Below are 24,343 nucleotides of genomic sequence, written 5' to 3'. Positions count from 1 at the left end.
CCGGATTCCTTTGTTTACGCGAACAGTGAGCCGCAGCCGAATGCGAAGTATTCGTGTGCGGCGAGCGTCGCGATAGCGAGATAAAACTCGCGCAGCGTGTTTTATCTCGTTCACAGCAGCGTCTGCGTTTTCGAAGAGTTTAAACGATAAGAGTAAGGAAAAAGAAAAAATGTTTATTACACTGTTAAAAACGATTATACTGGGTATTGTGGAGGGAATTACCGAGTGGCTCCCGATCAGCAGTACCGGTCATCTGATTATCTTCCAGAAGATTCTGAATCTCGGAATGAGCAAGTCCTTTGTCAGCATGTTCGATGTCGTCATTCAGCTTGGCGCGATCATGGCTGTCGTCGTGATCTATTTCAGAAAGCTGTGGCCCTTCCACACATCGAAGAATGCTCCGTCGAAGACGCAGTTCTCCAATCCGCAGACAGAAGGCGCTGCCGGAAGCTTCCAGAAATTTGCGGACCGGTATATCTACATGGACAGGATCGTGCTCTGGCTGAAGATTATTGTCTCGGTAATACCCGCGATTATCATCGGGTTCCCTCTGAATGACTGGATGGATGAGCATCTGTACAACCCGCAGGTGGTGTCCGCGATGCTGATTATCTATGGTATTCTGTTCATCCTCATCGAAAACCGGAACAAAAACAAGGATCCAAGAGTATCGAAAATCAGCCGGATTTCTTTCAAGGATGCCCTGTTTATCGGGATCTTTCAGTGCCTGGCTATGGTACCCGGGACTTCCCGCTCCGGTGCCACGATCATCGGCGGCATTCTGATCGGACTGTCCAGAACGACAGCGGCGGAATACACCTTCTATCTGGCCATTCCGACGATGCTTGGCGCTTCCGTGCTGAAGCTCGCGAAGTTCGGACTCGCCTTTACGGCATTGGAAGCTGCAGTGCTTCTGCTAGGCTCTGTCGTTTCCTTTGTGGTATCGATTTTTGTCATCAAATTCCTGATGAATTATATCCGCAGACATGACTTCAAGGTATTTGGCTGGTACCGGATTGTACTGGGTGTCATAGTGATTCTTCTTGGAATCGCTGGTGCCATCTGATGTCCGGAAGGATTTGATGAGACATGGATAGTTATGCGGGTCCGTGGGAAAAACCGCAGATTTCATACGTATCCGTGAAAAAGAGACAAAGAAGATCATACAGAAAGATTATGCGTTCAGGAGAAAGCAATGTTTCGAAAATATCTCGTTACTTTTATCATCTCAATGGTTCCGATCGTTGAACTCAGAGGAGCAATCCCTGTCGCCGCAAAGATGGGCGTTCCGCTCCTTCACGCGTATATCATCGCGGTTATCGGAAATATGGTTCCGGTTCCATTCATTTATTTCTTTGCAAGGAAGATTCTGGAATGGGGCGCGGATAAGAAATACATCGGTAAATTTTTTACCTTTTGCCTGGAGAAAGGGAAAAAAGGCGGTGAAAAGCTGAAGGAAAAAGCAGGAAAGGGTCTGTTCGCCGCGCTTTTTATCTTCGTTGGCATTCCGCTTCCGGGAACCGGTGCGTGGACCGGCACACTGGCTGCGAGCCTTCTGGACATGGGATTCAAGGAGAGCGTTGTGGCCGTAATGCTCGGTGTTCTGCTTGCCGGAATCATCATGGGGCTGGCGTCGGCAGGTGTTCTCGGAGCGGCAGGACTTATTGCGGGATGAATTGAGCCCGGAATAACTCTTGCGGAGTGGCCGGACGTGCTCGGAGCAGCAGGCCTGATCACGGGATGAATGAGCCGGAAGGCAGGACAAGGTTATCTCTGACGTGTCAGATGTGAAGGAATGGGAACGATGTGTAATTGTCTGTCGTTCTTCCGGATTGGCATCATTCCTGCAGCGGACGAACGGGAACAGTGAAACAACCAGGGTTAAATTGCGTCACAAATTGGATATGCTTCGGATTGCCTGTGCTGTGCACTTTCGCAATCCCGGATTTTTGAGGGAATACAGATGAAATGTCCATATTGTAATCAGGATAACACAAGAGTCATTGATTCCAGACCGGTGGAGGAGGATAATTCCATCCGGCGCAGAAGGGTCTGCGATCATTGCGGCAAGCGGTTTACCACCTATGAAAAAATCGAAAACATACCGGTCATGGTGATCAAGAAGGACATGACGCGGGAACGTTACGACCGGAACAAGCTGTACAACGGTATCATGCTCGCCTGCAGAAAACGGATGGTCTCTGTCAAGCAGATGAATGACATTGTAGATCAGGTAGAAAATGAGATTTACAGCCGCGAGGACAAGGAAATCTCAAGCCACGAGATCGGAACCATGGTCATGGAAAGACTGAAGAATCTGGATCCTGTGGCATATGTAAGGTTTGCGTCCGTATATCGTGAATTCAAGGATGTGAACACCTTTATGGAAGAGCTCAAGAAACTGCTGAAGTAAAACGCAGGAACAGTTCTGGACCTGTTTCTCTGCGATCGAAAACGAAAGGCCCGAAGACATGGCATTTGTACAAAATACATATCAGCAGCTCTCGTTTGTCGATTCCCTGAATCATCTGAGTGAGCGGGAGAGGAAGCTGCTGGATCGTTCCTGGGCAAAACCGTTCGGGGATGATATTTTTCCGAAAATTGATGAACGAAAATTCGCGGATTTCTACAGTGACAGGAGTCCGAGACCGAATACACCGGTCAATATTGTGCTGGGAGGCATGCTGCTGGAAGAACTGCTGGACATGACAGACGATGAGATGATCGAGACGCTGAATTTTGATGTGAGATTTCAGTACGCCCTTCACACGACGGTTTATGACAGCCAGCCGTTCAGCACCAATACATTCCGGCGGTTCCGGGCCAGAAATGAGGCAAACACGGAAAAAACAGGAGAGGATCTTCTCGGCACATATATGAAGGAACTGATCTCGCTTGTGATGAACAGTGCGGACCCGAGGCTTAATCCACTTTTGAGACGGATCCGGGAAAAGAAACGGGCAGCAGGCGGAGCACCACAACGTGTATAAGGTGCGCGTTGCAAGAATTGAGTGTAAATGTTACAATATATTCTGATTGAAATTGAAAATGACGGGAATTAGCGCCACAATATATAGAATGACATGAGATATATAAAGACAGTTGCTCCGTTGCTTCACAACCCGTGCAGCTGCTGCATGTGACCGGCTTTGCCGGTCTGTCGCGGCGTTTGCCCCACCGTTTCATACTATGTATGAGCGGATGTGGCTGACTGCCCGTACATATTCATCTGGGGAGGTACAGTTATGAGACAGTTCAATAAATCATCAAAGCTGGATAATGTGTTATATGATGTCCGCGGCCCGGTTGTTGCAGAGGCGGCTCGCATGGAGGAGGACGGAAAGAAGATCCTGAAGCTGAATATCGGCAACCCGGCGACCTTCGGCTTTACAGCTCCGGATGAGGTGATCCACGATATGATGAGCAACCTCGCAGACTGTGAGGGATATTCTGACTCAAGAGGCCTTTTTTCCGCGAGAAAAGCGATCATGCAGTACTGTCAGCTGAAGAAAATTCCGAACGTTGAAATCAAGAACATTTACACCGGCAACGGTGTCAGCGAACTGATCAATCTGGCTCTTCAGGCACTTCTGGAGGATGGAGATGAGATTCTGATTCCGGCTCCGGATTATCCGCTGTGGACAGCCTGCGCGACGCTTGCGGGAGGCAAAGTCGTCCATTACATCTGTGACGAGCAGTCAGAATGGTATCCGGACATTGAGGATATCGAGAAAAAAGTTACCGACAAGACCAAGGCGATTGTCATCATTAACCCGAATAACCCAACGGGAGCCGTTTATCCGAAGGAGGTCCTGGAGGAGATTGTCAGAGTCGCGCGTGAGCATCAGCTCATCATTTTCTGTGATGAAATCTATGACCGACTCGTCATGGACGGCATCGGCCACACTTCCATCGCTTCACTGGCGCCGGATCTTTTTTGTGTGACCTTCTCTGGCCTTTCGAAATCCCATATGATTGCGGGTTTCCGCGTCGGCTGGATGGTTTTCTCGGGGAATCTTGAGATGGGAAAAGATTATCTGGAAGGCATTAATATGCTGTCCAATATGCGGCTCTGTTCTAATGTCCCGGCGCAGTCGATCGTCCAGACCGCCCTTGGAGGATATCAGAGCGTCGAGGAATATCTGGTTCCCGGAGGACGAATTTACGAACAGAGAGAGTGTGTGTACAATCTGCTGAAGGAAATTCCCGGTATCAGCGTTGTAAAGCCAAAGGCTGCGTTCTACATCTTTCCGAAGATTGACACAGAGAAATTCAACATCACCGATGACATGAAGTTTGCCTATGATTTCCTCTATCAGAAGCAGGTGCTGATCGTTCAGGGAACCGGATTCAACTGGATCGCGCCGGATCACTTCCGGATTGTATATCTGCCGCACAGAAGGACGCTGCGGTCTGCGTGTGCGAAGCTTGAGGAATTCCTTCAGTATTATCATCAGTAACAAACCCGGACAGCAGTGTAGTTCTGCGGGGACCGGAATTGCAGAAAGCGGGTAAACGGTTTGCGGGAAAGTTTTCCATGAATCGATGACAACAGAGAACAGGAGTAAAAAGGATGAGTTTTCAGACGAAGGTTACGCCGGAGATTGTGGAACTTGCAGAGGAATGCAAGGAGAATACAGGAATCGCAAAAGGACTTTACGCAGAGTATGATGTTAAGAAAGGACTGCGTGATGTAAACGGTCAGGGCGTACGCGCGGGACTGACCAATATTTCAAATATTGTATCCTTTAAAAATATTGACGGTAACCGGGTTCCCTGTCCCGGAGAATTATATTACCGGGGAATCAACATCCATGATCTTACGGAGGGCTTCCTCCGTGAAAACCGCTTCGGGTTCGAGGAGGCGGCGTATCTCCTGCTTTTCGGAAGACTTCCGAAAAAAGAGGAGCTGGATGATTTCTGCGTTCTCCTTGCCAATCAGCGCTCACTTCCGAAGAATTTTGTCCGGGATGTCATCATGAAGGCGCCTGCAAAGGACATGATGAACACACTCTCGAGAAGTGTCCTGACGCTTTATTATTACGACAAGAACGCGGACGATATTTCACTCCCGAACGTTCTGCGTCAGTGCCTGAATCTGATTGCTGTCTTCCCAATGCTTTCGGTATATGGCTATCATGCATATAATCACTATATCAAGGGGAAAAGCTTCTATATTCACAATCCGTCGCCGAAGCTGTCGACGGCGGAGAATATCCTTCTGATGCTTCGTCCGGACACAAAATATTCTGAGCTGGAGGCAAAGGTTCTGGATCTTGCCCTGGTTCTTCATATGGAGCATGGCGGCGGAAATAACTCCACCTTTACGACTCATGTAGTGACTTCTTCTGGTACAGACACGTATTCGACCATCGCGGCGGCTCTGGGGTCATTGAAGGGACCAAAGCACGGAGGCGCCAATATCAAGGTCGTGAAGATGTTTGCGGATCTGAAGAAGAATGTCAGAGATGTGACCGATGAGGATCAGATCAGGGAATACCTGAAGAAACTCCTTCATAAGGAAGCGTTTGACAAAAAGGGTCTGATTTACGGAATGGGACATGCGGTGTATTCGGTCTCCGATCCCCGTGCGCAGATTCTGAAATCTTTTGTAGAGAAGCTTGCGGATCAGAAGGGCAGACACAAGGATTATTTGATGTATTCCATGGTTGAGAAACTTGCTCCGGAGGTCATCGCGGAGGAACGCCATATCTACAAGGGCGTCAGCGCAAATGTCGATTTCTACAGTGGTTTCGTCTACAGCATGCTGGACCTGCCGCTTGAGCTGTATACACCGATTTTCGCCTGCGCGAGAATTGTCGGATGGAGTGCGCACCGCCTGGAGGAGCTGATCAATGTAGATAAGATCATCCGTCCGGCTTATATGAACATCTGTCCGAACGGCGAATACATTCCTCTCGATGAGAGAAAATAAGAAAATGCAGGGAAAGAGAGAAGGGTACGCACGCAGAATGAAAAACCATGGATTTTTGAAGAAATTTTATCCGGATGAATGGCTGGATTCCGCGTATCATATCAATTTTGCCTCCTGGTATGAAAAAGGATACCGGGGAGTGACCTTCGATATTGACAATACCCTTGTCCCGCACGGCGCGCCTGCTGACAGAAGGGCAATCGATCTGTTTCGCAGGCTTCATGAGATGGGATTCCGGACCTGCCTGATCTCAAACAACCGCAAATCAAGAGTTGCTCCCTTTGCGGCTGACGTGGAGTCGGATTATCTCTGCATGGCGAACAAGCCTTCCGTGAAGGGATACTGCAGGGCCTGCGAAATCATTCAGGTTCCGACCGACAAGACGATCTTCATCGGAGACCAGCTCTTTACAGATGTCTGGGGAGCCAGACGAGCGGGGATGTACTGCATTCTTGTCAATCCGATCGATCCGAAGGAGGAGATCCAGATCGTGCTGAAGCGGTTTTTGGAAAAGCCTGTCCTGAAGGCATACGTGCGTGACAGGGGAACAGACGGCGGCCAAAAAAATTGTTGAAAATCAGGTAAAAATTATATATAATAAATCACGGTCTATTGCAAAAAATGACACGCAGGTAAATAAGGAGGTAACATCACATGGCAGATGTAGCAGCTGGTGAGTTTAGAAATGGTATGACCCTTGAAATCGAAGGAAAAGTTTGCCAGGTAATTGAGTTTCAGCATGTAAAACCGGGCAAGGGAGCAGCCTTCGTCAGAACAAAACTGAAAGATGTGATCAATGGCGGCGTTGTGGAGAAGACATTCCGTCCGACCGAGAAATTCCCGGCAGCGAGAATTGACCGTCATGACATGCAGTATCTTTACAATGATGGAGATCTGTATTACTTCATGGATCCCGAGACCTTTGATCAGATTGCAGTAAACAGCGAGACGGTTGGTGATTCTCTGAAGTTTGTAAAAGAGAATGAGGTTGTAAAGCTGAATTCCTACAATGGAAATGTATTTGCAGTGGAGGCACCGCTCTTTGTCGAGCTTGAGATCACAGAGACAGAGCCCGGATTTGCCGGTAACACTGCTCAGGGCGCTACAAAGCCCGCCACTGTTGAGACCGGAGCACAGATCAATGTACCGCTGTTTGTAAATCAGGGCGATAAAGTCCAGATCGATACCAGAACCGGCGAATACCTCAAACGTGTCTGAATCAGATAAATAGATTCCGCAGCTGCCCCGACGACAGCCGGAGTCGTGTCCGTGCAGGCAGAGACACTGTCTGCGCGGAACTTATCTATGTTCCTGATTTTATTTCTTCTTTTTGATCTGATTCTCGATTTTCAGATTCCCTGTATTCTTATTTCCATTCTTTTTTCCGCCTCTTACCCGGTTTCTTTGCCTTTTTCATCTTATTGTTTTTTTGTTTTTGTCATCTGACTTCAGGTTTCACACTTCCCATTCGGAACATTTCAGATATTTCTTCCGAGCATCATCAACATTTGATCTTTTATTTCCCTTATCTTGAATTTCCTTTTATTTTTCCGAATTTCTTTTCCTTTTTATTCCTTTATCATTCCTTTCACAGCTGCCTGCCTCAGACGCATAGATCATTTTCGGCAAATCGCCATTTATCTCTTCTCTGTATACATTCGTTTTACAACCAGACAGTTGAATGTATCGTATCAGGATTTTATTAGAAATCTATCCGTTCTATTTCATAAATTCAAATAATAATGAAATATTCCATACACAATTTTTTTTAAGGAGGAATTCTTATGAGCTACAATGAGTTTGAACAGCTTCTGTTGCACGAGATGAAGGAGGACGCTGCTGACAGTATGGATGTCAGAGTCTGTGAAATTCGCAAAAACAATGGCGTCAGGCGCAGGGCGATTGTTCTGCGGGACAATACGGACTGCCCTCAGCCAATGCAGTACCTGGAAGATTATTACGACATGTGGGAAACCGGAGTTTCCATCCATCATATCGTGAATCTCATTCTTCAGGAACGTGAAAAAATGAGCGGTGTATACCGAAAGCTGCCCTCGGGTTTCTTTCAAAATTATGAGATGGTGCGGAAGAATCTCCGGTGTCATCTGATCAGTGAAAAGAAAAACCGGGAGCTTCTGCGCGAGGTGCCACATCTTAGATGGATGGATCTCGCAATAACCTGTGTATATGATCTGAGCGAGCCTGACTACCCGGATTGCATGATTCAGATCCGGAATGACCATCTGCAGATCTGGGGAGTCAGCGCGGATCAGATCATGAAGGATGCTATGGCTGCGACGGCAGAACACAGTGAGATACTTTTTCAGCCACTGGTAAGAATCCTGGAAGAGGATCTGAGATGCAGCGAAAGTGAGATTCCGGATACACCGCTGTATCTTTTGACCAATCAGTCCAGGATGTACGGAGCGGTGTGTATCGCACTCCCGGATGTGAAGGAGCATATCGCTCAAAGACTGGACAGCGACTATTTCATCATTCCGAGCAGCATTCATGAATGTCTGATCCTGCCGGATGACGGGATTTATCGGACATCAGAGCTTAACCGGATGGTCTGCGACATCAATCAGACGAATGTCGAAGATCAGGATGTATTGTCTGATCATGTGTATCTGTATAAGCAACCTGAAGCGAGAATGTATCGGGCGTGACGGAAATGTGCTCTCCGTAAGAGTCAAAAATACCTGTTGTCGTCTCTAATGTTCTTGTCCACTGGTGAGCAAGCTCCCCGTGGGACAAGAACATTGCGACTGGACTTATACAGTAGTTTGACATTTGCAGTGCTATGTGCTAAAATTCTTTTGTTGCGGGAATTTGAAATGCGTTTGTAGCTCAGGGGATAGAGCAACGGTTTCCGGTACCGTGTGGCGGGGGTTCGAATCCCTCCAGACGCGCGAAGGAACTGCCGGATAGATGTCTTGACATTTACCCGGCTTTTCTTATACCTGTAACTGAGATAACTGATATGCAGTCTGCTGCGCGGTTTTAAAGAGCTTATGGAACTAGCGGGGTTATAAAACGGCACCATAGTTCTGTAAATGTTTTACAGGCTGTACAGGCTTTGGATCGCTCTGTACTGCGCACTCCCGCAATTCACAGAAGGAGTACTGTTTTATGTCAGAAAATAACAGAAACAGAAAACCAAAACGTAAATATAATCCTGTTCTGGAATGGATTTCCGACCGTCTGAGATATATCGAACTGATTGCAGCGATCGTCGTAGTCATCCTCGTGCTTGTTTTTCTCGTACGAGGGATTCTTAAGAGAAACGAGCAGCCGCAGAATGCCACAGGCCAGGCAGTTCAGTCTGTCTCATCGACCGCGTCCGGCGTGGATTCATCCTCTGAGAACAACAGCGTAACACCGGCCGTCAGCTCGGGATCAGCTTCTGTAAGTTCTTCTTCTTCCGGTACGGACACACTTAAGAAGGATTCCGGAGATGTAAACGCCGCAGTTCAGACATATTTCGGTGATCTGATCTCCAGCGGAAACAGCGGAGCAATTGAGTCGTATTCGAACATTACGACGTATTCGTATCCGGGTCCTTCTGAGGGCACTTACATTGCTTTTGTGGAATACACGTACAAGTACAAGGACTACGCGGACACGATTCCTGGCCTTTCCGAATTCTATGTGGCACCTGATGACAGCGGCAAGCTTGTGATCTCGGATGATTCCTCAGAGGAGATTCAGAAGGCAATGAGTGACGCTGCATCCACAGAATCCGCAAAGGCGCTGATCGCCGATGTGCAGAGCAAGTATGATGCAGTTGTCAACGCGAATGAAGACCTCAAGAACTATATCTCAACGCTCGGCTCCAGTGCGTCTGACAGCAGTTCAGATGCGGGTACTGCCTCTGCGGATGACAGCTCCGGGAATAATGACAATGGCACGGATTCCACAGGAGACAGCGGCACGACAGATGAGACTGCGGGTGGCACAGCGGATACAGCCGCTGACACTGCGGCAGATGCGCAGTAAACGGCCATGCCCCGCAAGCGGGGTGCCACATACTGTATAAACCAACTGCTCCGTTGCGCCGCAATTTTTCGCAGCTGTCGCATACGGTATCTGTTATAGCTTTGCGGCATATTTCAGGCAGATTGTATAAGGCGGGAGCTGCTCTGCGCTGTGACTGTGGAGCATAAGTATATGTATTCATACAGCCGGTTCCGGATTTTTTGCTAGTTTTCTCCGGACCGGCTGTATTTGGAGAAATTCATGAGAATCAATAAATATCTGAGTGAGTGCGGAATATGTTCGCGCCGTGAAGCAGACCGGCTTGTGGAAGCCGGTCATGTTTCTATCAATGGGAAAAAAGCTGCACCGGGGTCACAGGTGGAAGAGGGAGATAAAGTTCTGGTCGATGGAAAAAGAGCTGTTCCGCCGATGGACAAGATCTATCTGAAGCTCTACAAACCCACCGGGATTGTATGTACCTTCGAATCCAGAGAAAAGAACAACCTGGGGGATTATCTGAAGTATCCGCGGCGTGTTACCTATGCCGGAAGGCTGGACAAGAATTCCGAGGGACTTCTGATTCTGACGGATGACGGCGACCTGATTCAGCAAATGATGACGGCGCGGAATTTTCATGAAAAGGAATACGAAGTAACAGTCAGCCGTGATCTTACGGAAGATTTTCTGGACAGAATGCGCGGGGGCATCTATCTCTCGGAACTTGGCGTAACGACAAGACCGTGTCGGGTAGAACAGACAGGGAGGCGCAGTTTTCGGATCATTCTGACACAGGGGCTGAACCGGCAGATCCGGCGCATGTGCAGGTACTGCGGATACGGTGTTCAAAGCCTGAAGCGTATCCGGGTCGTCAATGTGCAGATCGGTGATATGAAGCCGGGCGATCTGGCGGAGATGACGCCGGAGGAGATTTGCGGGCTGAAAGCGAGACTGAAAGGAACTCTGCCGGAGAGACAGGCAGGAGCGGCAGACAAGGGCTGTAATTTTACCGAAGAAGCAGGAAGATTCGACAGGTATGGACAGGGATTATCCCGGAGGAACAGGTGAGAAATGAATTTTGATGCGTATAATGAACTGAAGAAGACGATCCTGCATCACATGGATCTGTATTACAACCGCAATGAACCGGAGATCACGGATTATGAATATGATCAGCTGATGCAGAGATTAAAGGCGGCCGAAGAAGAACATCCGGAATGGATTACCCCCGATTCTCCGTCTCAGATTATCGGCGGAGTCGCAAAAAGGGAAGCCGGTGTAAAGATCGTCCACAATGTTCCTATGCTCTCGATCGAAGATGTCTTTCACTACGAGGATGTCACAGAGTGGGTGAAGAAGGTCCTTTCTATGCATCCGGATGCTCAGTTTTCCGTTGAACAGAAAATTGACGGCCTGTCAATGACGCTTCGTTACCGGGGCAGCGGCTCGGGAACCATGCTTCTGGAGACGGCGGAGACCCGTGGCGACGGATTCACCGGAGAGGATGTGACGGCAAATGCCATGGTGATCCCGAGCGTACAGAGAACCATCCGTGCGCCGTATGACTATCTTGAGCTGCGCGGAGAGGTCTATATGACCCATGAGGATTTTGAACGCTATAATGATGAGCAGGAGAAGAACGGCAGAAAGACGGCGGCGAATCCACGAAATCTGGCAGCGGGAACCCTTCGGCAGCTCGATCCTTCCATTACGAAGAAGCGTGGTCTTCGCATGTTTATTTTTAATGTGCAGGATGGCCCGGCAGAACTGATGGAGCGTCACGACAGAGCGCTGGACTGGCTCTCGGAGAGAAAGATAGAAACCGTCAGTCACACGCTATGCAGCAGCCCGGAAGAAGTGCTTCAGGCGATCACCCGCATCGGTGAGATGCGGGACGAGCTTCCCTATGATATTGACGGCGCGGTTGTTAAAATTGATCAGATCGCATACCGGTCGGATTTTCCGGCTGGGAGCAAGTACTCTGCCGGACACATCGCCTACAAATATCCGCCGGAAGAGCGGCCCGTTGTGATGGAATCCATCGAGGAAACGGTTGGAAGAACCGGAAAGATCGGATTCATCGGCCATGTATATGATAAGGAAACAGGAAAGCCGGCAAGGCTGTGCGGTACCAGCGTCTCACGTGTGACGCTGCACAATCAGGATTATATCCGTGATATGAAAATCGGAATCGGAGGCGTCTACAGGATACGTAAGAGCGGAGACATTATTCCGAAACTGACGGGATGCATCACAGAACCGGAACAGGTCTATCAGGCCTCCCGCTTCTGTCCGATCTGCGGACAGCCGCTGATCCGTGAAGAGGACACGGCTGATATCCGATGCGTGAATCCCTCCTGCCCCGCGCAGCTGACGCGCACGATTTCATATTTTACCTCGAGAAACTGCATGGATATTACAGGTCTCGGGGAGACACTGGTCGATGAGCTGGTGAAGGAGAGCTATCTCAGAAATTACGCGGACATCTATTGCCTGAAGGAGCATCGGGACGAGCTGATCGAAAAAGGAATTATCGGCAAGGAAAAAAATACGGATAAAGTTCTGGCAGCCATCGAGAAATCCAAATCCAACAGTCCCGTCAGGCTTCTGACCGCACTCGGAATCCGCAATGTAGGCGGGTCAACAGCGCGCGAACTGATGAAGCATTACCGGAGCATCCGGGAACTGGAGGCAGCAGGAGAAGATGATCTTGTACAGATTCCGGATATCGGCGAAACGACAGCGCGAGATATCGTGAGCTTCTTCTCAAACGAAGAGAATCAGAAGATCCTGAACAGACTCTCGGACTATGGCGTAAAAATGGAAATGGAGAAAGAAGATACCACGGATAAGCTTGCAGGACTCACCATTGTAGTGACCGGAACACTTCCAACCCTCGGAAGGGCAGAGGCAAAGGCCCTGATTGAGAAAAACGGCGGAAAATGCACAGGTTCCGTATCCAGGAAGACGAGCTATCTGGTAGCCGGCGAAGCCGCGGGAAGCAAATTGGAGAAGGCACAGGCGCTCGGCGTTCCTGTCATCGATGAGGCGGGACTGCTCGCGATGCTGTCTTGAACGTCAGTTGGGGAAAGCGTATAATATACGCATATGACTGCCAGAAAATGTAATCGCTATAGCCCTGCGGACGCAGGATGCAGCACTTTTATATACGAAAAGAGGATTCCATATGCCTATTAAGATTCAGAATGATATTCCCGTCAAGGAGGTTCTTGAAAAAGAGAATATATTTGTCATGGATGAGGACCGCGCAATACACCAGGACATCCGTCCGCTGCAGATCCTGATTCTGAATCTGATGCCGCTGAAGGAAGATACGGAGCTTCAGCTTCTCCGCTGTCTGTCAAATTCACCGCTTCAGATTGATATTACCTTCATGGTTCCTGCCTCTCATCACGTGAAGAATACTTCGATCAGTCATATTCAGAAGTTTTATGTGACGTTTGAAGATATCTGCAGAGAATATTATGACGGGATGATTGTGACCGGCGCGCCGGTTGAACTGATGGAGTTTGAAGAGGTGGATTACTGGGATGAACTCTGTGAGATCATGGACTGGTCGGAAAAGCATGTGACTTCAACCATGTATCAGTGCTGGGGCGCACAGGCGGCGATGTATCATTTCTACGGGATTCAGAAAAGGCTTCTCGACCACAAGATGTTCGGCCTCTTCGAGCATCAGATTCATAAGCGCAAGATTCCGCTGGTCAGAGGCTTTGACGACGTATTCCTCTGTCCGCATTCCCGTCACACCGAAATTCCGATGGATGAGCTTCTGCATCACCCGGAGATTACGGTTCTCACGGATTCGGATGAGGCCGGTTTTTTCCTTGGAATGGCAGACGACGGAAGGAAGGTCTTCGTACAGGGCCATCCGGAGTATGACCGCATGACCCTTGACCGGGAGTATAAACGGGATCTGGCAAAAGGGATGGATATCGCTATGCCGGAGAACTATTATCCGGACGATGACCCGGAGAAGAAGCCGCTGCTGACCTGGAGGGCGACGTCTGCGGCTCTTTACGCGAACTGGATCAATTATTATGTATATCAGGTAACACCGTACGATATGTACGGCACCCCGGATTTCAGATGACGGAGGAGCACGGGAATGCAGTGATTGCTATTGCTGCATCATTTCCCGTGCTTTTCTGTGTATAGAAGAACGAGTCGCTGTTTTTCATGACAAAGTACATGAGACAGGATCAGATGTACACAGCATCACGCAGACAGGAGGAAGGGAATGAACATCTTTGATATTATAGGGCCCGTGATGGTCGGACCTTCCAGCTCTCATACCGCAGGCGCCGTGAAGATCGGAAATGTCTGCCGGAAGCTGACCGGAGAGAAAATCACCGATGCGGAGATTCTGCTGCACGGATCATTTCTGGCGACAGGCAGGGGGCATGGAACCGATAAGGCGCTGGTCGCCGGCCTGATGGGCTTCGCGGTGGATGACAGCCGGATTCCGGACAGCTTCCGTATTGCAGAAGAGGAAGGACTGAGATACCGTTTCGGCGCGATCGATCTGGGAGAAGACGCACATCCGAATTCGGTCCGTATGAATCTGACTTCGGAGTCCGGACGAAAGCTGGAGGTTCAGGCTTCTTCGATCGGCGGGGGAAGGATCATGATTAACCGGATCGACGGACTGGAGGCAAACTTCAGCGGAGATCTTCCGACGCTGATCGTTCACAATCTGGATCAGCCCGGTCATGTGGCAGAGGTGACCAGTATGCTGGAGCATAAATCTGTGAATATCGCGACGATGCAGCTCTATCGCTCGGGAAGAGGCGGCCATGCGGTGATGGTCATTGAATGTGACCAGGAAATTCCGCGTGAGTCGCTGAAATGGCTGGAACATCTGGAGGGGATCGAGAAGGTGACTTATTACAGCCTGCAGGAGGAAACTTAAAAGCAGTGTTCCATCTCCGGATGGAGAACAGAAAATGTTCAGGCGCGGCGCTCCGGACAGTCAGAAAATTTCGCAGACATATGTACAGACAGGGAACAGAAAATGTTCAGGCGCGGCGCTCCGGACAGTCAGAAAATTTCATAGACATATCTACAGACAGGGAACAGAAAAATTCAGGCAAAGGGCAGTAGATTCGTGCATAAGCGTGGGAGGAGAAGCTTGTATCATTCACTAGAAGAAATTGTGAAGGTTTGCAGTGAACAGCAGATTCCATTCTGGAAGGCAGTCATTCTGGACGATTGCAGAGAGGAAGGAATTTCAGAAGAGGAATCCATGAGCAAAATGGAGGAAATCTACACCGCTATGCGGGATTCGGATATCAACTATGATCCGGATCTGTATTCCGCGAGCGGCCTGGTCGGAACTGATGCACAGAAGCTGCGCCGGTATCATGAGGGTGTGAAAGGCATTGTCGGAGATTTCTGCGGAAAGGTCATGGAGCGGGCGCTGAGAGTGGCAGAGTCAAATGCCTGTATGAAGCGGATTGTAGCGGCACCGACGGCGGGATCATGCGGTGTTGTTCCGGCAGTCCTGATATCCATGCAGGAAAAATACCACTTTCCGGATCGGAAAATGGCAGAATCTCTGTATGTAGCCTCAGGAATCGGAGGTGTCATCGCGCTGAGAGCCTGCCTTGCCGGTGCGGAAGGAGGCTGTCAGGCGGAGATAGGCTCTGCTTCGGCGATGGCCTCCGGCGCGGCTGTCTATCTGCTCGAAGGCTCGTCAGAGGCAATTATTCATGGAAGCGCAATTGCTCTGAGCTCACTTCTCGGGCTTGTCTGTGATCCGGTCGCCGGGCTGGTAGAGGTGCCGTGCGTGAAGCGGAATGTCATCGGAGCGTTGAATGCTGTTTCATCTGCCGAGCTCGCTATGGCGGGGATCCGAAGCCGTATACCGCCGGACGAGGTGATCGACGCGATGAAGAGTATCGGCAGAAGCCTTCCATCCGAGCTCAAGGAGACCGGAAGAGGCGGTCTTGCCGCAACTCCGGAGGGGCAGAAGATCAGAGAACGTCTTCATGGTATCTGAGGTATGCGCGCATGTGACGGGAGGCCTTCACGGGAACAGATGAAACAACATCCGGCGAGGACTGCTGCTTACCGCCATGGCTGGGCGTCAGGCCTTTACGGGAACAGATTGAGCATCATCGCTGCCCGGTCTGCGGTGACCGCCTCAGTATTGTTGAGGAAGATGACATCCTGTATCTGATGATCCGATACAAACTGCGTCAGATTGCCGTTATAGTAGCGGTAATCGATCACATACAGATTCTGATAATGATCAACCAGCCATGGCACGAAGCAGTTTCCAAAGGATTCCTTCAGAATGAGACAGGAGGAACCGTCTGTAATTGCCGGATTATGAATCTCTTCATAGGGCTGATCACCCGCAATAAAGGCGAGATATTTATTTTCTGATGAAAAGGTGCTCGCATCCGCCACAATCGGATACGAATATGAGTTTCCGTTTTGATCAGTGTAGGTCATCTCGTTTGTTCCGTTCGGAATCCAAGCCTGTACAGTGTCAGGGTTATTTCCAAGAGCGGAGGACTGGTTGCTCAGAGAATAGTAAGTGCCGATGAAGCCGGGGAAATCCTTCTCCTGAAGATCACTGGTGGTGTGAGCAGTGATGCCCTTCGCCTTGCAGAATTCCTGATACGCATAGTATGCGCCGAGGGAGGTCCAGTGGTGGTCAGTCCGGAAATACAGATACTCGGAGTTGTGGCTGACAAGGGTATCAAATACGGAGACCTTTTTTACGGAAGGATCCATCCTGTCGTAGGCATAACGGATGGCCTCCTTCTGACTGGATCCTCCGAGGGATTTCTGAACGTCTTCACTGAGATCCACGCCGAATCCGGTCGGAATGATCATATCGTAAAGGTTCATCTGCTGACCGACGCGGGATTTTACCGTATTGATCATCGAGGCGTACGCATCTGCATTTTCCTGATTAAAATAGTAAATATCAAATCCGCGGTCTCCGGTGATGTAGACCTGACCGACCGCGTCCGGAACCTCGTGAATGGTTCCGTCCTTCTCCGTGGATTGTGCCGCCGTGGAAGAGGCGTCAGATGCACTGGATGATCCGGCGTCTGCGGAAGATGCGGAAGAGGAGCGGTTTTCCGTTGACGACAGGGAGTCGGAGGAAGAAACGGCTTGTCCGTCGGTGATGCTCTCCGCAGTCGAGCTTTGATCCACGACCGGTGCGAGACTGACTGAGGAGGTATCCGGGATCGCATCTGCGGCTGACTCTGATGCGGTTCCGTACAGAGCAGTGCCGCGGATTCCGTACCAGTTCTCAATCTCCGAGTCCACGGTCAGCATGGCGTCACGTGTCGGATAGGTGTCGGAATACCAGGTCACGAGTTCATCGAAAAAATCTCCGTTCCAGATGCCGGAGATAGAAACCTGCGGAAGCTTTGCAAGGGTTCTTTTTTCCAGAAGAGAGATTTTCGGGCGAAGATCCATATTGAGACCGAGAATGCCGAAGACGCCGAAGCCGACGCAGAACGCGGCGCAGTACAGCTTCTGCCAGCGCCTGAGACAGCGGACGTTCTTTTTGAGATAGTTATGTATATCTTTTTCTTTTCCTTTTTTCTTTTGATTTTTCATGAATGCAAGCCTCTCAGATGATAGGTCATGAATGCGGGCCTTTCAGATGATATAAGTCATAAATGCAGGCTTCTCGGATGATATAAGTCATGAATGCAGGCTTCTCAGATGATAAGCCGTGAATGCGAGCCGCTCAGAACTGGTTATACAGGAACGGATGATAAGTTGCTCCCGCAAGTGCGCAGATCGCCAGCACAAAACAGATACCGGCGAAGGCGAGCCGCAGAGCATAGAAACCGTTTTTGGACACACGTTTTTCCTGCATGTTAATCTCTGCACGGTGGGAGAGAGCGGGAAACAGCGGGGTTGATACCAGAACACAAAGTATCAGGATGAACAGGTTGTTCTTCACCGTTAGAAGGATGGAGACATCCTGCCAGCCGGAGGACCAGTTCAGGAAATAAGAGAGTGCTGTTTTCAACTGCCTGAAATCCGTGAACCGGAAAATCACCCATCCGAAATTGAACACCAGAATCGTATACAGATGTCCGAGGATTCTGGCGGGAACCGACGACGCGTCATGCCCGGTGCTGCCGCTGCCTGCTTTTCTCCCCTTTCGGATACGGCCGACGAGGTTTTCGAGAAAAATAAACACAAAATAATACAGTCCCCACAGGATGAAGTTCCAGTCCGCGCCGTGCCACAGGCCGGTGAGAAGCCAGACGGCCAGAAGGTTTAACGTCTGTCTTGCAAAGCCCCTGCGGTTTCCTCCCAGCGGGATATAGATGTAGTCCCGGAAAAAGGAAGACAGGGATATATGCCAGCGACGCCAGAAATCCTTTACAGACGTAGCAATATAGGGATAGTTAAAGTTTTCCTTATAGTGGAATCCGACAGCCCTGCCGAGGCCGATCGCCATGTCCGAGTAGGCGGAGAAGTCCAGATACATCTGAAGCGTGAAGCATATTGAGCCGAGGATGGCAGAAGCGGGGGAGACTGCTGCGATTCCACGGGAAGCCGGAAAAAGCTGATCGGCGAGTGTCCCCATATGATCTGCCAGGATGGTTTTTTTGGCAAGGCCAAGAGAAAACCGGTACATACCCTCAGAAAAGGTGCGTCGGTCCATGATGCGGTGATCAAGCTCCCTGCGCATATCCGTGTAACGGACAATCGGTCCCTGCAATATGGTATGAAAACAGATCACGTAAGTGAGAAATACCGGAAAGCTTTTCTGAGCGGATACCTTTTCGTGATACACATCCGCAGTGTAGGAAATCAGCTTGAACGTATAAAAGGAAATGCCAAGCGGAAGCACGGCAGAGGGCACGGTCAGTTTGGTCCCGAGCGCCTGGTTGAGATTTGAGAATACAAAACCCGTGTATTTGAAACCTCCGAGGATCACTAGAAAAATCAGAACCGATATCGCCAGAAGACTTTTTTGCAGTCTCTTCTTTCCCGCGGATTTCTCGATCCTGAGACCGAAAAACCATCCGAGAAAAGCCTCCGCAGTCAGAAGAATCAGGAAACGAAGGCCGCCGAACAGATAGAAGAGCATAGAAAAAAGAAGCAGTATGACGTTTCTACTTGACTGCTTCGGGAATATCTTATAAATTAGAAAAAATGCCGGCAGAAAGCCGAGGATAAAAAACATACTGGAAAATGTCATAAATCACCTGATCATATATGTTTTTATGTTTTGTGTTAAATAGGTTTATGTGTTTTCATCGGCGGTTTTTCCGCATTGCTAGTTTATGATGGAAACAGATATGTGTCAAGTAGACAACGGAGGAGATCATGCTGCTGGATGTACTGAAAGATACACTGACGGATACACTGAAACTGATTCCATTCCTGTATATTACATATCTCCTGATGGAATGGTTGGAGGAGAAGGCACAGGAGAAAACGATTTCGATGCTTCAGCGCGCGCGTCGTCTCGGACCGATCGTCGGAGCGGCAACCGGAGTGATCCCGCAGTGCGGATTTTCCGCGGCCGCGGCAAGCATGTACTCCGGCGGGGTGATCACGGTTGGAACGCTGCTCGCCGTTTTTCTCTCAACCTCTGATGAAATGCTTCCCATCTTCATCTCGGAGCAGGTAAATATCAAGACAATTGTATCTGTGATCGGGACAAAGATTATTCTGGGCGCGATTTCCGGCCTGATTGTCGATGCATTTCTTCGGGTCTACCGGAAAAAACACCCACGGAAGGATCGTCACATTCACGACCTCTGTGAGCAGGACAACTGTCACTGCGAGGAGGGAAATATTTTTCTCTCCGCCTTTCGCCATACGATAGAAATTACGATCTTCATCCTGATCATCACCTTTCTTGCAGGACTTGCGATTGAGGGGATTGGAGAGGAAAGGGTCGGTGCCTTTCTGTCCGGGGAGCCATTGCTGGGTGTAGCGCTTTCCGGGCTGATCGGCCTGATTCCGAACTGCGGGGCTTCCGTCACAATTACCGAGCTCTATCTGAAGGGAATCCTGACCTCGGGTCAGATGATGACCGGCCTGTTGATCGGTGCCGGCGTCGGGCTGCTGATTCTGTTCCGCTCGGATCGCAGGTATTTGAAGGATAATATCAAAATTACAATTGCGCTCTATCTCATCGGCGTATTCTGGGGGCTTGTGATCGACCGGCTCGGGATCGTCTTCTGAGACGCGAACAGGCTGCCGTTTGAGAAGCGTCAGTAGTACTAAGAAAGAAGTTGCCATGAAGAATCAGAAAACAAACAAGAAAGACCGGAATCCAGAACATCAGAAGTCATATCTGAGAGATCAGAAGGCGGCTGCAAAGATGAATCAAAAAGATGCAGAACCGCAAACAGATGAAGCGGATTTTCTGAAATGTCCGGTTTTCAGGAAATGCGGAGGCTGCGAATTCCGGAATATTACGTATGAAGAGCAGCTGAAGGTAAAGGAGAACCGGGTGAGAAAAGAACTGGAGGGACTCGCGCGGACAGAGAAGATTGCCGGCATGTCCTATCCTTATTTTTACAGAAATAAGGTTAATGCCGCATTTCAGAGAAAGAAGGACGGGAGCATCGTATCCGGAGTTTATGAGGCGGGAACACATCGTGTCGTTCCGGTCGAGAGATGCCTGATCGAAGACCAGAGAGCCGACCGCATCATCGGGACGATCCGGAGACTGGTTCCTTCTTTCCGGATCACCATCTACAATGAGAATTCCGGATATGGACTGCTCCGCCATGTAATGGTGCGGGTCGGACATAAGACCGGTCAGATCCTCGTGACTCTGGTAGTGACATCTCCGATTTTTCCCTCGAAGAATAATTTTGTAAAGGCTCTCCGGAAGGAGCACCCGGAGATTACATCAATCGTGCTGAATCTCAATGAAAAAAATACGAGCATGGTTCTCGGGGAGAGGAATATTGTCCTCTATGGAAAGGGATATATCGAGGACATCCTCTGCGGGAAGAAATTCCGGATCTCTCCGTCTTCCTTCTATCAGATCAATTCGATTCAGACAGAGGTGCTCTACAGGAAGGCAATTGAGCTGGCTGCTTTGACTGGAAGGGAGAAGGTTTTTGACGCCTACTCCGGGATCGGGACGATCGGAATCGCGGCGTCGGGCAGCGCGAGCGAAGTTACGTGCGTGGAGCTGAATGAGGATGCTGTGCGAGACGCCAGGTATAACGCCCGGATAAACGGAGTGCGGAATATTCGTTTCTATCAGGATGATGCCGGAAGATTTCTGGAGAGGATGGCAGCGGCAGGGGAGAAGGTGGATGTGCTGTTCATGGATCCTCCCAGATCGGGCAGTACCGAGACCTTCATAGATTCCGTGTCCTCCATGAAGCCGGAACGGATCGTGTATATCTCGTGCAACCCGGAGACGCTTGCCAGAGATCTGCGGTATTTCAGAAAACGCGGTTACCGTGCAGGTAAGGCATATCCGGTGGATATGTTTGCGTGGAGCGGATCAATAGAGACAGTGGTGGCACTGCAGCAGTAAAACACCATGCTGAAAACGACGCCGTATCCTGTAAGGGCTGAGGGCAGCTCTGTGCTTCGCATTCCCGCAGTTCTAAGGTATTGGCAACTCTCGCAGATGCCACAGGTGACCGACATTTAAAATAATGATGTCTGCCCGACATTTAAAATAATCATGTCTGCCCTTGAATTTATAAATTAATATGTTACAATTATGTTACATATAATATTTTTGGTTATTTGTTCAGGGTGATGGGCATGAATCTGTACGAAGCAATATTTGTAAGAAAATCCGTTCATAAATATATATTTGAGCCGCTGCAGGAGAGTTTGCTCAATGAAATCCGTTCTCACTATGCGGAATTGCCCAATCTGCTTGGAGATTTTGAGACAGATATCCTGATCTGTGAAAACATCAGAAAATCCTTTCATATCCGTCAGCTTCACCGGGTAAAGGCGCCTTACTATATGCTCTTTTATTCGAGGGATACGGCGCGCTGCCAGATGAATATGGGATACCTCATGGAACAGATGAATCTGTATCTGTGCTGTAAAGGACTGGGTGCATGCTTCGTCGGAAGTACAGCGGTTCCGGGCAGTCTGCAGCAAAAAGGCAGCATGAAACTGATCGGAATTCTTGCCTTCGGAAAAAGCAAGGAATCTCCGGTAAGAAGCAGGGGAGAGGCAAAAAGGCTGCCTCTGGACGAGCTGTGCGTGTTCAAGGAAGTTCCCCGCTCGTGGATGAAGCAGCTGCTTGAAGCGGCGAGATATGCTCCCTCCTCGATGAATATTCAGCCCTGGAGATTTGTGGTTTTCGACGACAGGATCCACGTTTTTACGAAGAAACACAAGGCGGACAATCTGGAGAAGTACCGGTGGGAGGAGGTAAACTTCGGAATCATGTTTGCCAACATCATGATTACCGCAGAAGAACTCTGGCTGGATGTAGATCTGATCCGACTGGAGAACATCACACAGAAGAGCTTCCCGAACAATCAATATGTTCTGAGTGCCATCATGAGATCCTGAAGAAAAAATAAATTATCTATTGACAAATGGATACAGTTATTGTATCCTCAATATCGTCAGTTTTGAAGAAACGAGCTGATATGTAAATAAGTAAGTGCGCGAGTGGCTCAGGGGTGGAGTACAACCTTGCCAAGGTTGGGGTCGCGGGTTCGAATCCCGTCTCGCGCTGCTCAAAAGCTCCGGATGCCTTTCATACAGGTCTTCGGAGCTCTTTTACTGTATAAGTCCAGTCGCAATGTTCTTAGCCCACGGGGAGCTTGCTCACCAGTGGGCAAGAACATTAGCGACGACAACAGGTATGAGCACGAAGTGACGCGTAAGCGGCACGGAAGTGCGAATATGCGCGGGCAGTGAGCCTCATCCGCTCACACAAAGTGTGAAGCGGTGGGGCGAACGCCGCGACAGACCGACGAAGTCGGTCACCTGTTAGCGGCACGGAAGCTGCGAAGCAGCGAAGTGACGCGGGGACTTATACAGTATGTGGCCCAATAAATTTCGGAAACGCAGACAGGCCGCCTGTCGCGAAGCGTGTGTAAGAGACTGTATGCGATTTCAAGTCCAGTCGCAATTTCCTTGCCCACGGGGAGCTTACTCACCAGTGGGCGAAGAACATCAGCGACGACAGCAGGTATGAGCATGGAGCGGTGAGAAGCAACGCAGGAATGCGGATAACGAAATCGTCTATGCGCGCCTTCTTTTTTATGCTATTATTAAAAAGAATAGCGACAGAGTACCCGCTGATCATGAGCGTTGCGCATCTGCCAGTTTTACATCGATTCTATTCAATAAAGTTCATCGTGGTGCGGGGACTTATACAGATTGTGTCGCACCGCTTGCGGGGCATGGACGTTTACTTTACAATCCAGAGATTGAGAGGAGAATATTATGTATGACGTTACAGCGATGGGTGAATTACTGATTGATTTTACGCCTTGCGGCACCAGTGAGGCAGGCAGGACACTGTTTGAGCAGAATCCGGGAGGAGCTCCGGCTAACGTTCTGGTTGCGGCTTCCAGGCTTGGCATGAAAACCGCCTTTATCGGAAAAGTCGGAGATGATATGCACGGACGTCTCCTCAAAAAGACGCTGGACGAGAATCATGTCAATACGGAGGGACTGAGAATTGATCCTGATTATTTCACAACGCTTGCCTTCGTGACGCTTCATGACGGCGACCGTGAATTTTCGTTTGCCAGAAAGCCCGGAGCTGACACCATGATCCGCTCGGACGAGGTCAATATGGACATTATCAACCAGACACGGATCTTCCATTTCGGGTCCCTGTCACTCACCGATGAACCGGCAAGGAGCGCTACAATTTTTGCCGTAGAACAGGCAAAGAAGGCAGGAGCGATCATTTCCTACGATCCGAATTACCGCGCGCCGCTGTGGAAAAGTGAGGAAGAGGCCAAGACGCAGATGCGCTCCGTTGTCAAGTATGTGGATATTATGAAGCTGTCTGATGAGGAGACAAAGCTTCTGACGGATATCGAGGATCCGTATGATGCTGCCGGAGCACTTCTGGATGAAGGAGTGAAGTGCGTCGTGGTAACTCTCGGTAAGGACGGAGCGATGCTCCGCACGAAGAATTTTGTGGTAAAGGCACCTTCTCAGACCAGAAAGGTTGTCGATACGACAGGCGCGGGAGATTCCTTCTGGGGAGGCCTTCTCTCAAGATTTGCCGAGTTCAAGATCAGACCGGAGGATCTCGATCAGGAGCAGGCGGCAGAGTTCATAAGATTTGCGAACATTGTAGCCGGTCTCTGCGTGGAAAAGCGCGGCGCGATTCCCGCAATGCCCGAAAAGAAAGATGTTTTGCAGATCTTTAACCTGAAGCTGGATAAATTCTGATGCGGCTGCCTTTTCATCTGATGCAGACAATTACATTTCATTTTCAGA

21 protein-coding genes and 2 tRNA genes are annotated in these 24,343 nt (G+C 49.6%); 21 read left to right on the top strand and 2 right to left on the bottom strand.

Going from position 1 to position 24,343, the window contains the following annotated elements; all coding sequences use genetic code 11:
* Positions 1 to 169: 169 nt before the first annotated feature.
* The 16 genes from ACTQZS_RS03705 to sdaAA all read left to right on the top strand — a co-directional run bounded on the left by ACTQZS_RS03705 (position 170) and on the right by sdaAA (position 15,932).
* Positions 170 to 1,066: an undecaprenyl-diphosphate phosphatase gene (locus tag ACTQZS_RS03705; RefSeq protein ID WP_441474645.1), complete on the top strand. Its 897-nt coding sequence runs from the start codon at positions 170 to 172 to the stop codon at positions 1,064 to 1,066.
* Positions 1,067 to 1,195: 129 nt separating this feature from the next.
* A complete protein-coding gene (locus tag ACTQZS_RS03700) occupies positions 1,196 to 1,675 on the top strand; it encodes a COG2426 family protein (protein ID WP_441474644.1) in 480 nt (159 codons plus the stop codon).
* 288 nt (positions 1,676 to 1,963) lie between these two features.
* The gene (gene nrdR, locus ACTQZS_RS03695) at positions 1,964 to 2,413 is read left to right on the top strand and encodes a transcriptional regulator NrdR (protein ID WP_441099543.1); all 450 of its coding nucleotides are present in this window, start codon (positions 1,964 to 1,966) and stop codon (positions 2,411 to 2,413) included.
* Between the two features lie 58 nt (positions 2,414 to 2,471).
* Entirely contained in the window at positions 2,472 to 2,990 is a 519-nt protein-coding gene (locus tag ACTQZS_RS03690) for a transposase (RefSeq protein ID WP_441474643.1), read from the top strand.
* Between the two features lie 255 nt (positions 2,991 to 3,245).
* Positions 3,246 to 4,460: an aminotransferase class I/II-fold pyridoxal phosphate-dependent enzyme gene (locus ACTQZS_RS03685; RefSeq protein ID WP_441474642.1), complete on the top strand. Its 1,215-nt coding sequence runs from the start codon at positions 3,246 to 3,248 to the stop codon at positions 4,458 to 4,460.
* 113 nt (positions 4,461 to 4,573) lie between these two features.
* Entirely contained in the window at positions 4,574 to 5,935 is a 1,362-nt protein-coding gene (locus tag ACTQZS_RS03680) for a citrate/2-methylcitrate synthase (RefSeq protein WP_441474641.1), read from the top strand.
* A gap of 4 nt (positions 5,936 to 5,939) precedes the next feature.
* Complete coding sequence (locus ACTQZS_RS03675) at positions 5,940 to 6,509, top strand: YqeG family HAD IIIA-type phosphatase (RefSeq protein WP_441474640.1); 570 nt, start codon at positions 5,940 to 5,942, stop codon at positions 6,507 to 6,509.
* Positions 6,510 to 6,589: 80 nt separating this feature from the next.
* The gene (gene efp, locus ACTQZS_RS03670; RefSeq protein ID WP_441099548.1) at positions 6,590 to 7,153 is read left to right on the top strand and encodes an elongation factor P; all 564 of its coding nucleotides are present in this window, start codon (positions 6,590 to 6,592) and stop codon (positions 7,151 to 7,153) included.
* Between the two features lie 566 nt (positions 7,154 to 7,719).
* Positions 7,720 to 8,604, top strand: coding sequence for a DUF5688 family protein (locus ACTQZS_RS03665; RefSeq protein ID WP_441474639.1), 885 nt, complete (start codon positions 7,720 to 7,722; stop codon positions 8,602 to 8,604).
* A 170-nt stretch (positions 8,605 to 8,774) separates the two neighbouring features.
* Positions 8,775 to 8,847, top strand: a tRNA-Arg gene (locus ACTQZS_RS03660).
* A 220-nt stretch (positions 8,848 to 9,067) separates the two neighbouring features.
* Positions 9,068 to 9,934, top strand: a complete 867-nt coding sequence (locus ACTQZS_RS03655; RefSeq protein WP_441474638.1) for a hypothetical protein — start codon at positions 9,068 to 9,070, stop codon at positions 9,932 to 9,934.
* A 240-nt stretch (positions 9,935 to 10,174) separates the two neighbouring features.
* Positions 10,175 to 10,978, top strand: a complete 804-nt coding sequence (locus ACTQZS_RS03650; RefSeq protein WP_441474637.1) for a pseudouridine synthase — start codon at positions 10,175 to 10,177, stop codon at positions 10,976 to 10,978.
* Between the two features lie 3 nt (positions 10,979 to 10,981).
* Positions 10,982 to 12,985 (top strand): NAD-dependent DNA ligase LigA, encoded by a 2,004-nt coding sequence (gene ligA / locus ACTQZS_RS03645; RefSeq protein ID WP_441474636.1) that lies wholly within the window; start codon positions 10,982 to 10,984, stop codon positions 12,983 to 12,985.
* Positions 12,986 to 13,097: 112 nt separating this feature from the next.
* The gene (gene metA, locus ACTQZS_RS03640; protein ID WP_441474635.1) at positions 13,098 to 14,024 is read left to right on the top strand and encodes a homoserine O-acetyltransferase MetA; all 927 of its coding nucleotides are present in this window, start codon (positions 13,098 to 13,100) and stop codon (positions 14,022 to 14,024) included.
* Positions 14,025 to 14,171: 147 nt separating this feature from the next.
* Positions 14,172 to 14,843, top strand: a complete 672-nt coding sequence (sdaAB, locus tag ACTQZS_RS03635) for an L-serine ammonia-lyase, iron-sulfur-dependent subunit beta (RefSeq protein WP_441474634.1) — start codon at positions 14,172 to 14,174, stop codon at positions 14,841 to 14,843.
* 219 nt (positions 14,844 to 15,062) lie between these two features.
* Positions 15,063 to 15,932 (top strand): L-serine ammonia-lyase, iron-sulfur-dependent, subunit alpha, encoded by an 870-nt coding sequence (sdaAA, locus tag ACTQZS_RS03630; RefSeq protein WP_441474633.1) that lies wholly within the window; start codon positions 15,063 to 15,065, stop codon positions 15,930 to 15,932.
* Between the two features lie 95 nt (positions 15,933 to 16,027).
* Here sdaAA and ACTQZS_RS03625 read toward each other — a convergent pair whose 3' ends face one another.
* Both ACTQZS_RS03625 and ACTQZS_RS03620 read right to left on the bottom strand, forming a co-directional pair.
* Positions 16,028 to 17,518, bottom strand: a complete 1,491-nt coding sequence (locus ACTQZS_RS03625) for a DHHW family protein (protein ID WP_441474632.1) — start codon at positions 17,516 to 17,518, stop codon at positions 16,028 to 16,030.
* A 133-nt stretch (positions 17,519 to 17,651) separates the two neighbouring features.
* Positions 17,652 to 19,124 carry an MBOAT family O-acyltransferase gene (locus ACTQZS_RS03620; RefSeq protein ID WP_441474631.1) on the bottom strand — a complete coding sequence of 491 codons (1,473 nt, stop codon included), beginning with the start codon at positions 19,122 to 19,124 and terminating at the stop codon, positions 17,652 to 17,654.
* 128 nt (positions 19,125 to 19,252) lie between these two features.
* Between ACTQZS_RS03620 and ACTQZS_RS03615 the strand changes: the two genes are divergently transcribed.
* The 5 genes from ACTQZS_RS03615 (at position 19,253) to ACTQZS_RS03595 (ending at position 24,295) form a co-directional block, all read left to right on the top strand.
* On the top strand, positions 19,253 to 20,119 hold the full coding sequence (locus ACTQZS_RS03615) for a putative manganese transporter (RefSeq protein WP_441474630.1): 867 nt from the start codon (positions 19,253 to 19,255) through the stop codon (positions 20,117 to 20,119).
* A 55-nt stretch (positions 20,120 to 20,174) separates the two neighbouring features.
* A complete protein-coding gene (rlmD, locus tag ACTQZS_RS03610; protein ID WP_441474629.1) occupies positions 20,175 to 21,437 on the top strand; it encodes a 23S rRNA (uracil(1939)-C(5))-methyltransferase RlmD in 1,263 nt (420 codons plus the stop codon).
* Positions 21,438 to 21,667: 230 nt separating this feature from the next.
* Positions 21,668 to 22,444, top strand: coding sequence for a nitroreductase family protein (locus ACTQZS_RS03605; protein ID WP_441474628.1), 777 nt, complete (start codon positions 21,668 to 21,670; stop codon positions 22,442 to 22,444).
* A gap of 96 nt (positions 22,445 to 22,540) precedes the next feature.
* Positions 22,541 to 22,612: transfer RNA gene (locus ACTQZS_RS03600), tRNA-Gly, on the top strand.
* 717 nt (positions 22,613 to 23,329) lie between these two features.
* Positions 23,330 to 24,295: a PfkB family carbohydrate kinase gene (locus ACTQZS_RS03595; protein ID WP_441474627.1), complete on the top strand. Its 966-nt coding sequence runs from the start codon at positions 23,330 to 23,332 to the stop codon at positions 24,293 to 24,295.
* Positions 24,296 to 24,343: the final 48 nt, after the last annotated feature.

Source organism: Bilifractor sp. LCP19S3_H10 (assembly GCF_052119185.1).
In the GTDB taxonomy this organism is placed as follows: Bacteria; Bacillota; Clostridia; order Lachnospirales; family Lachnospiraceae; genus Bilifractor.
The sequence above is the reverse complement of the archived record's forward strand: the minus strand, read 5'-3'. Positions and strand labels throughout refer to the sequence as shown.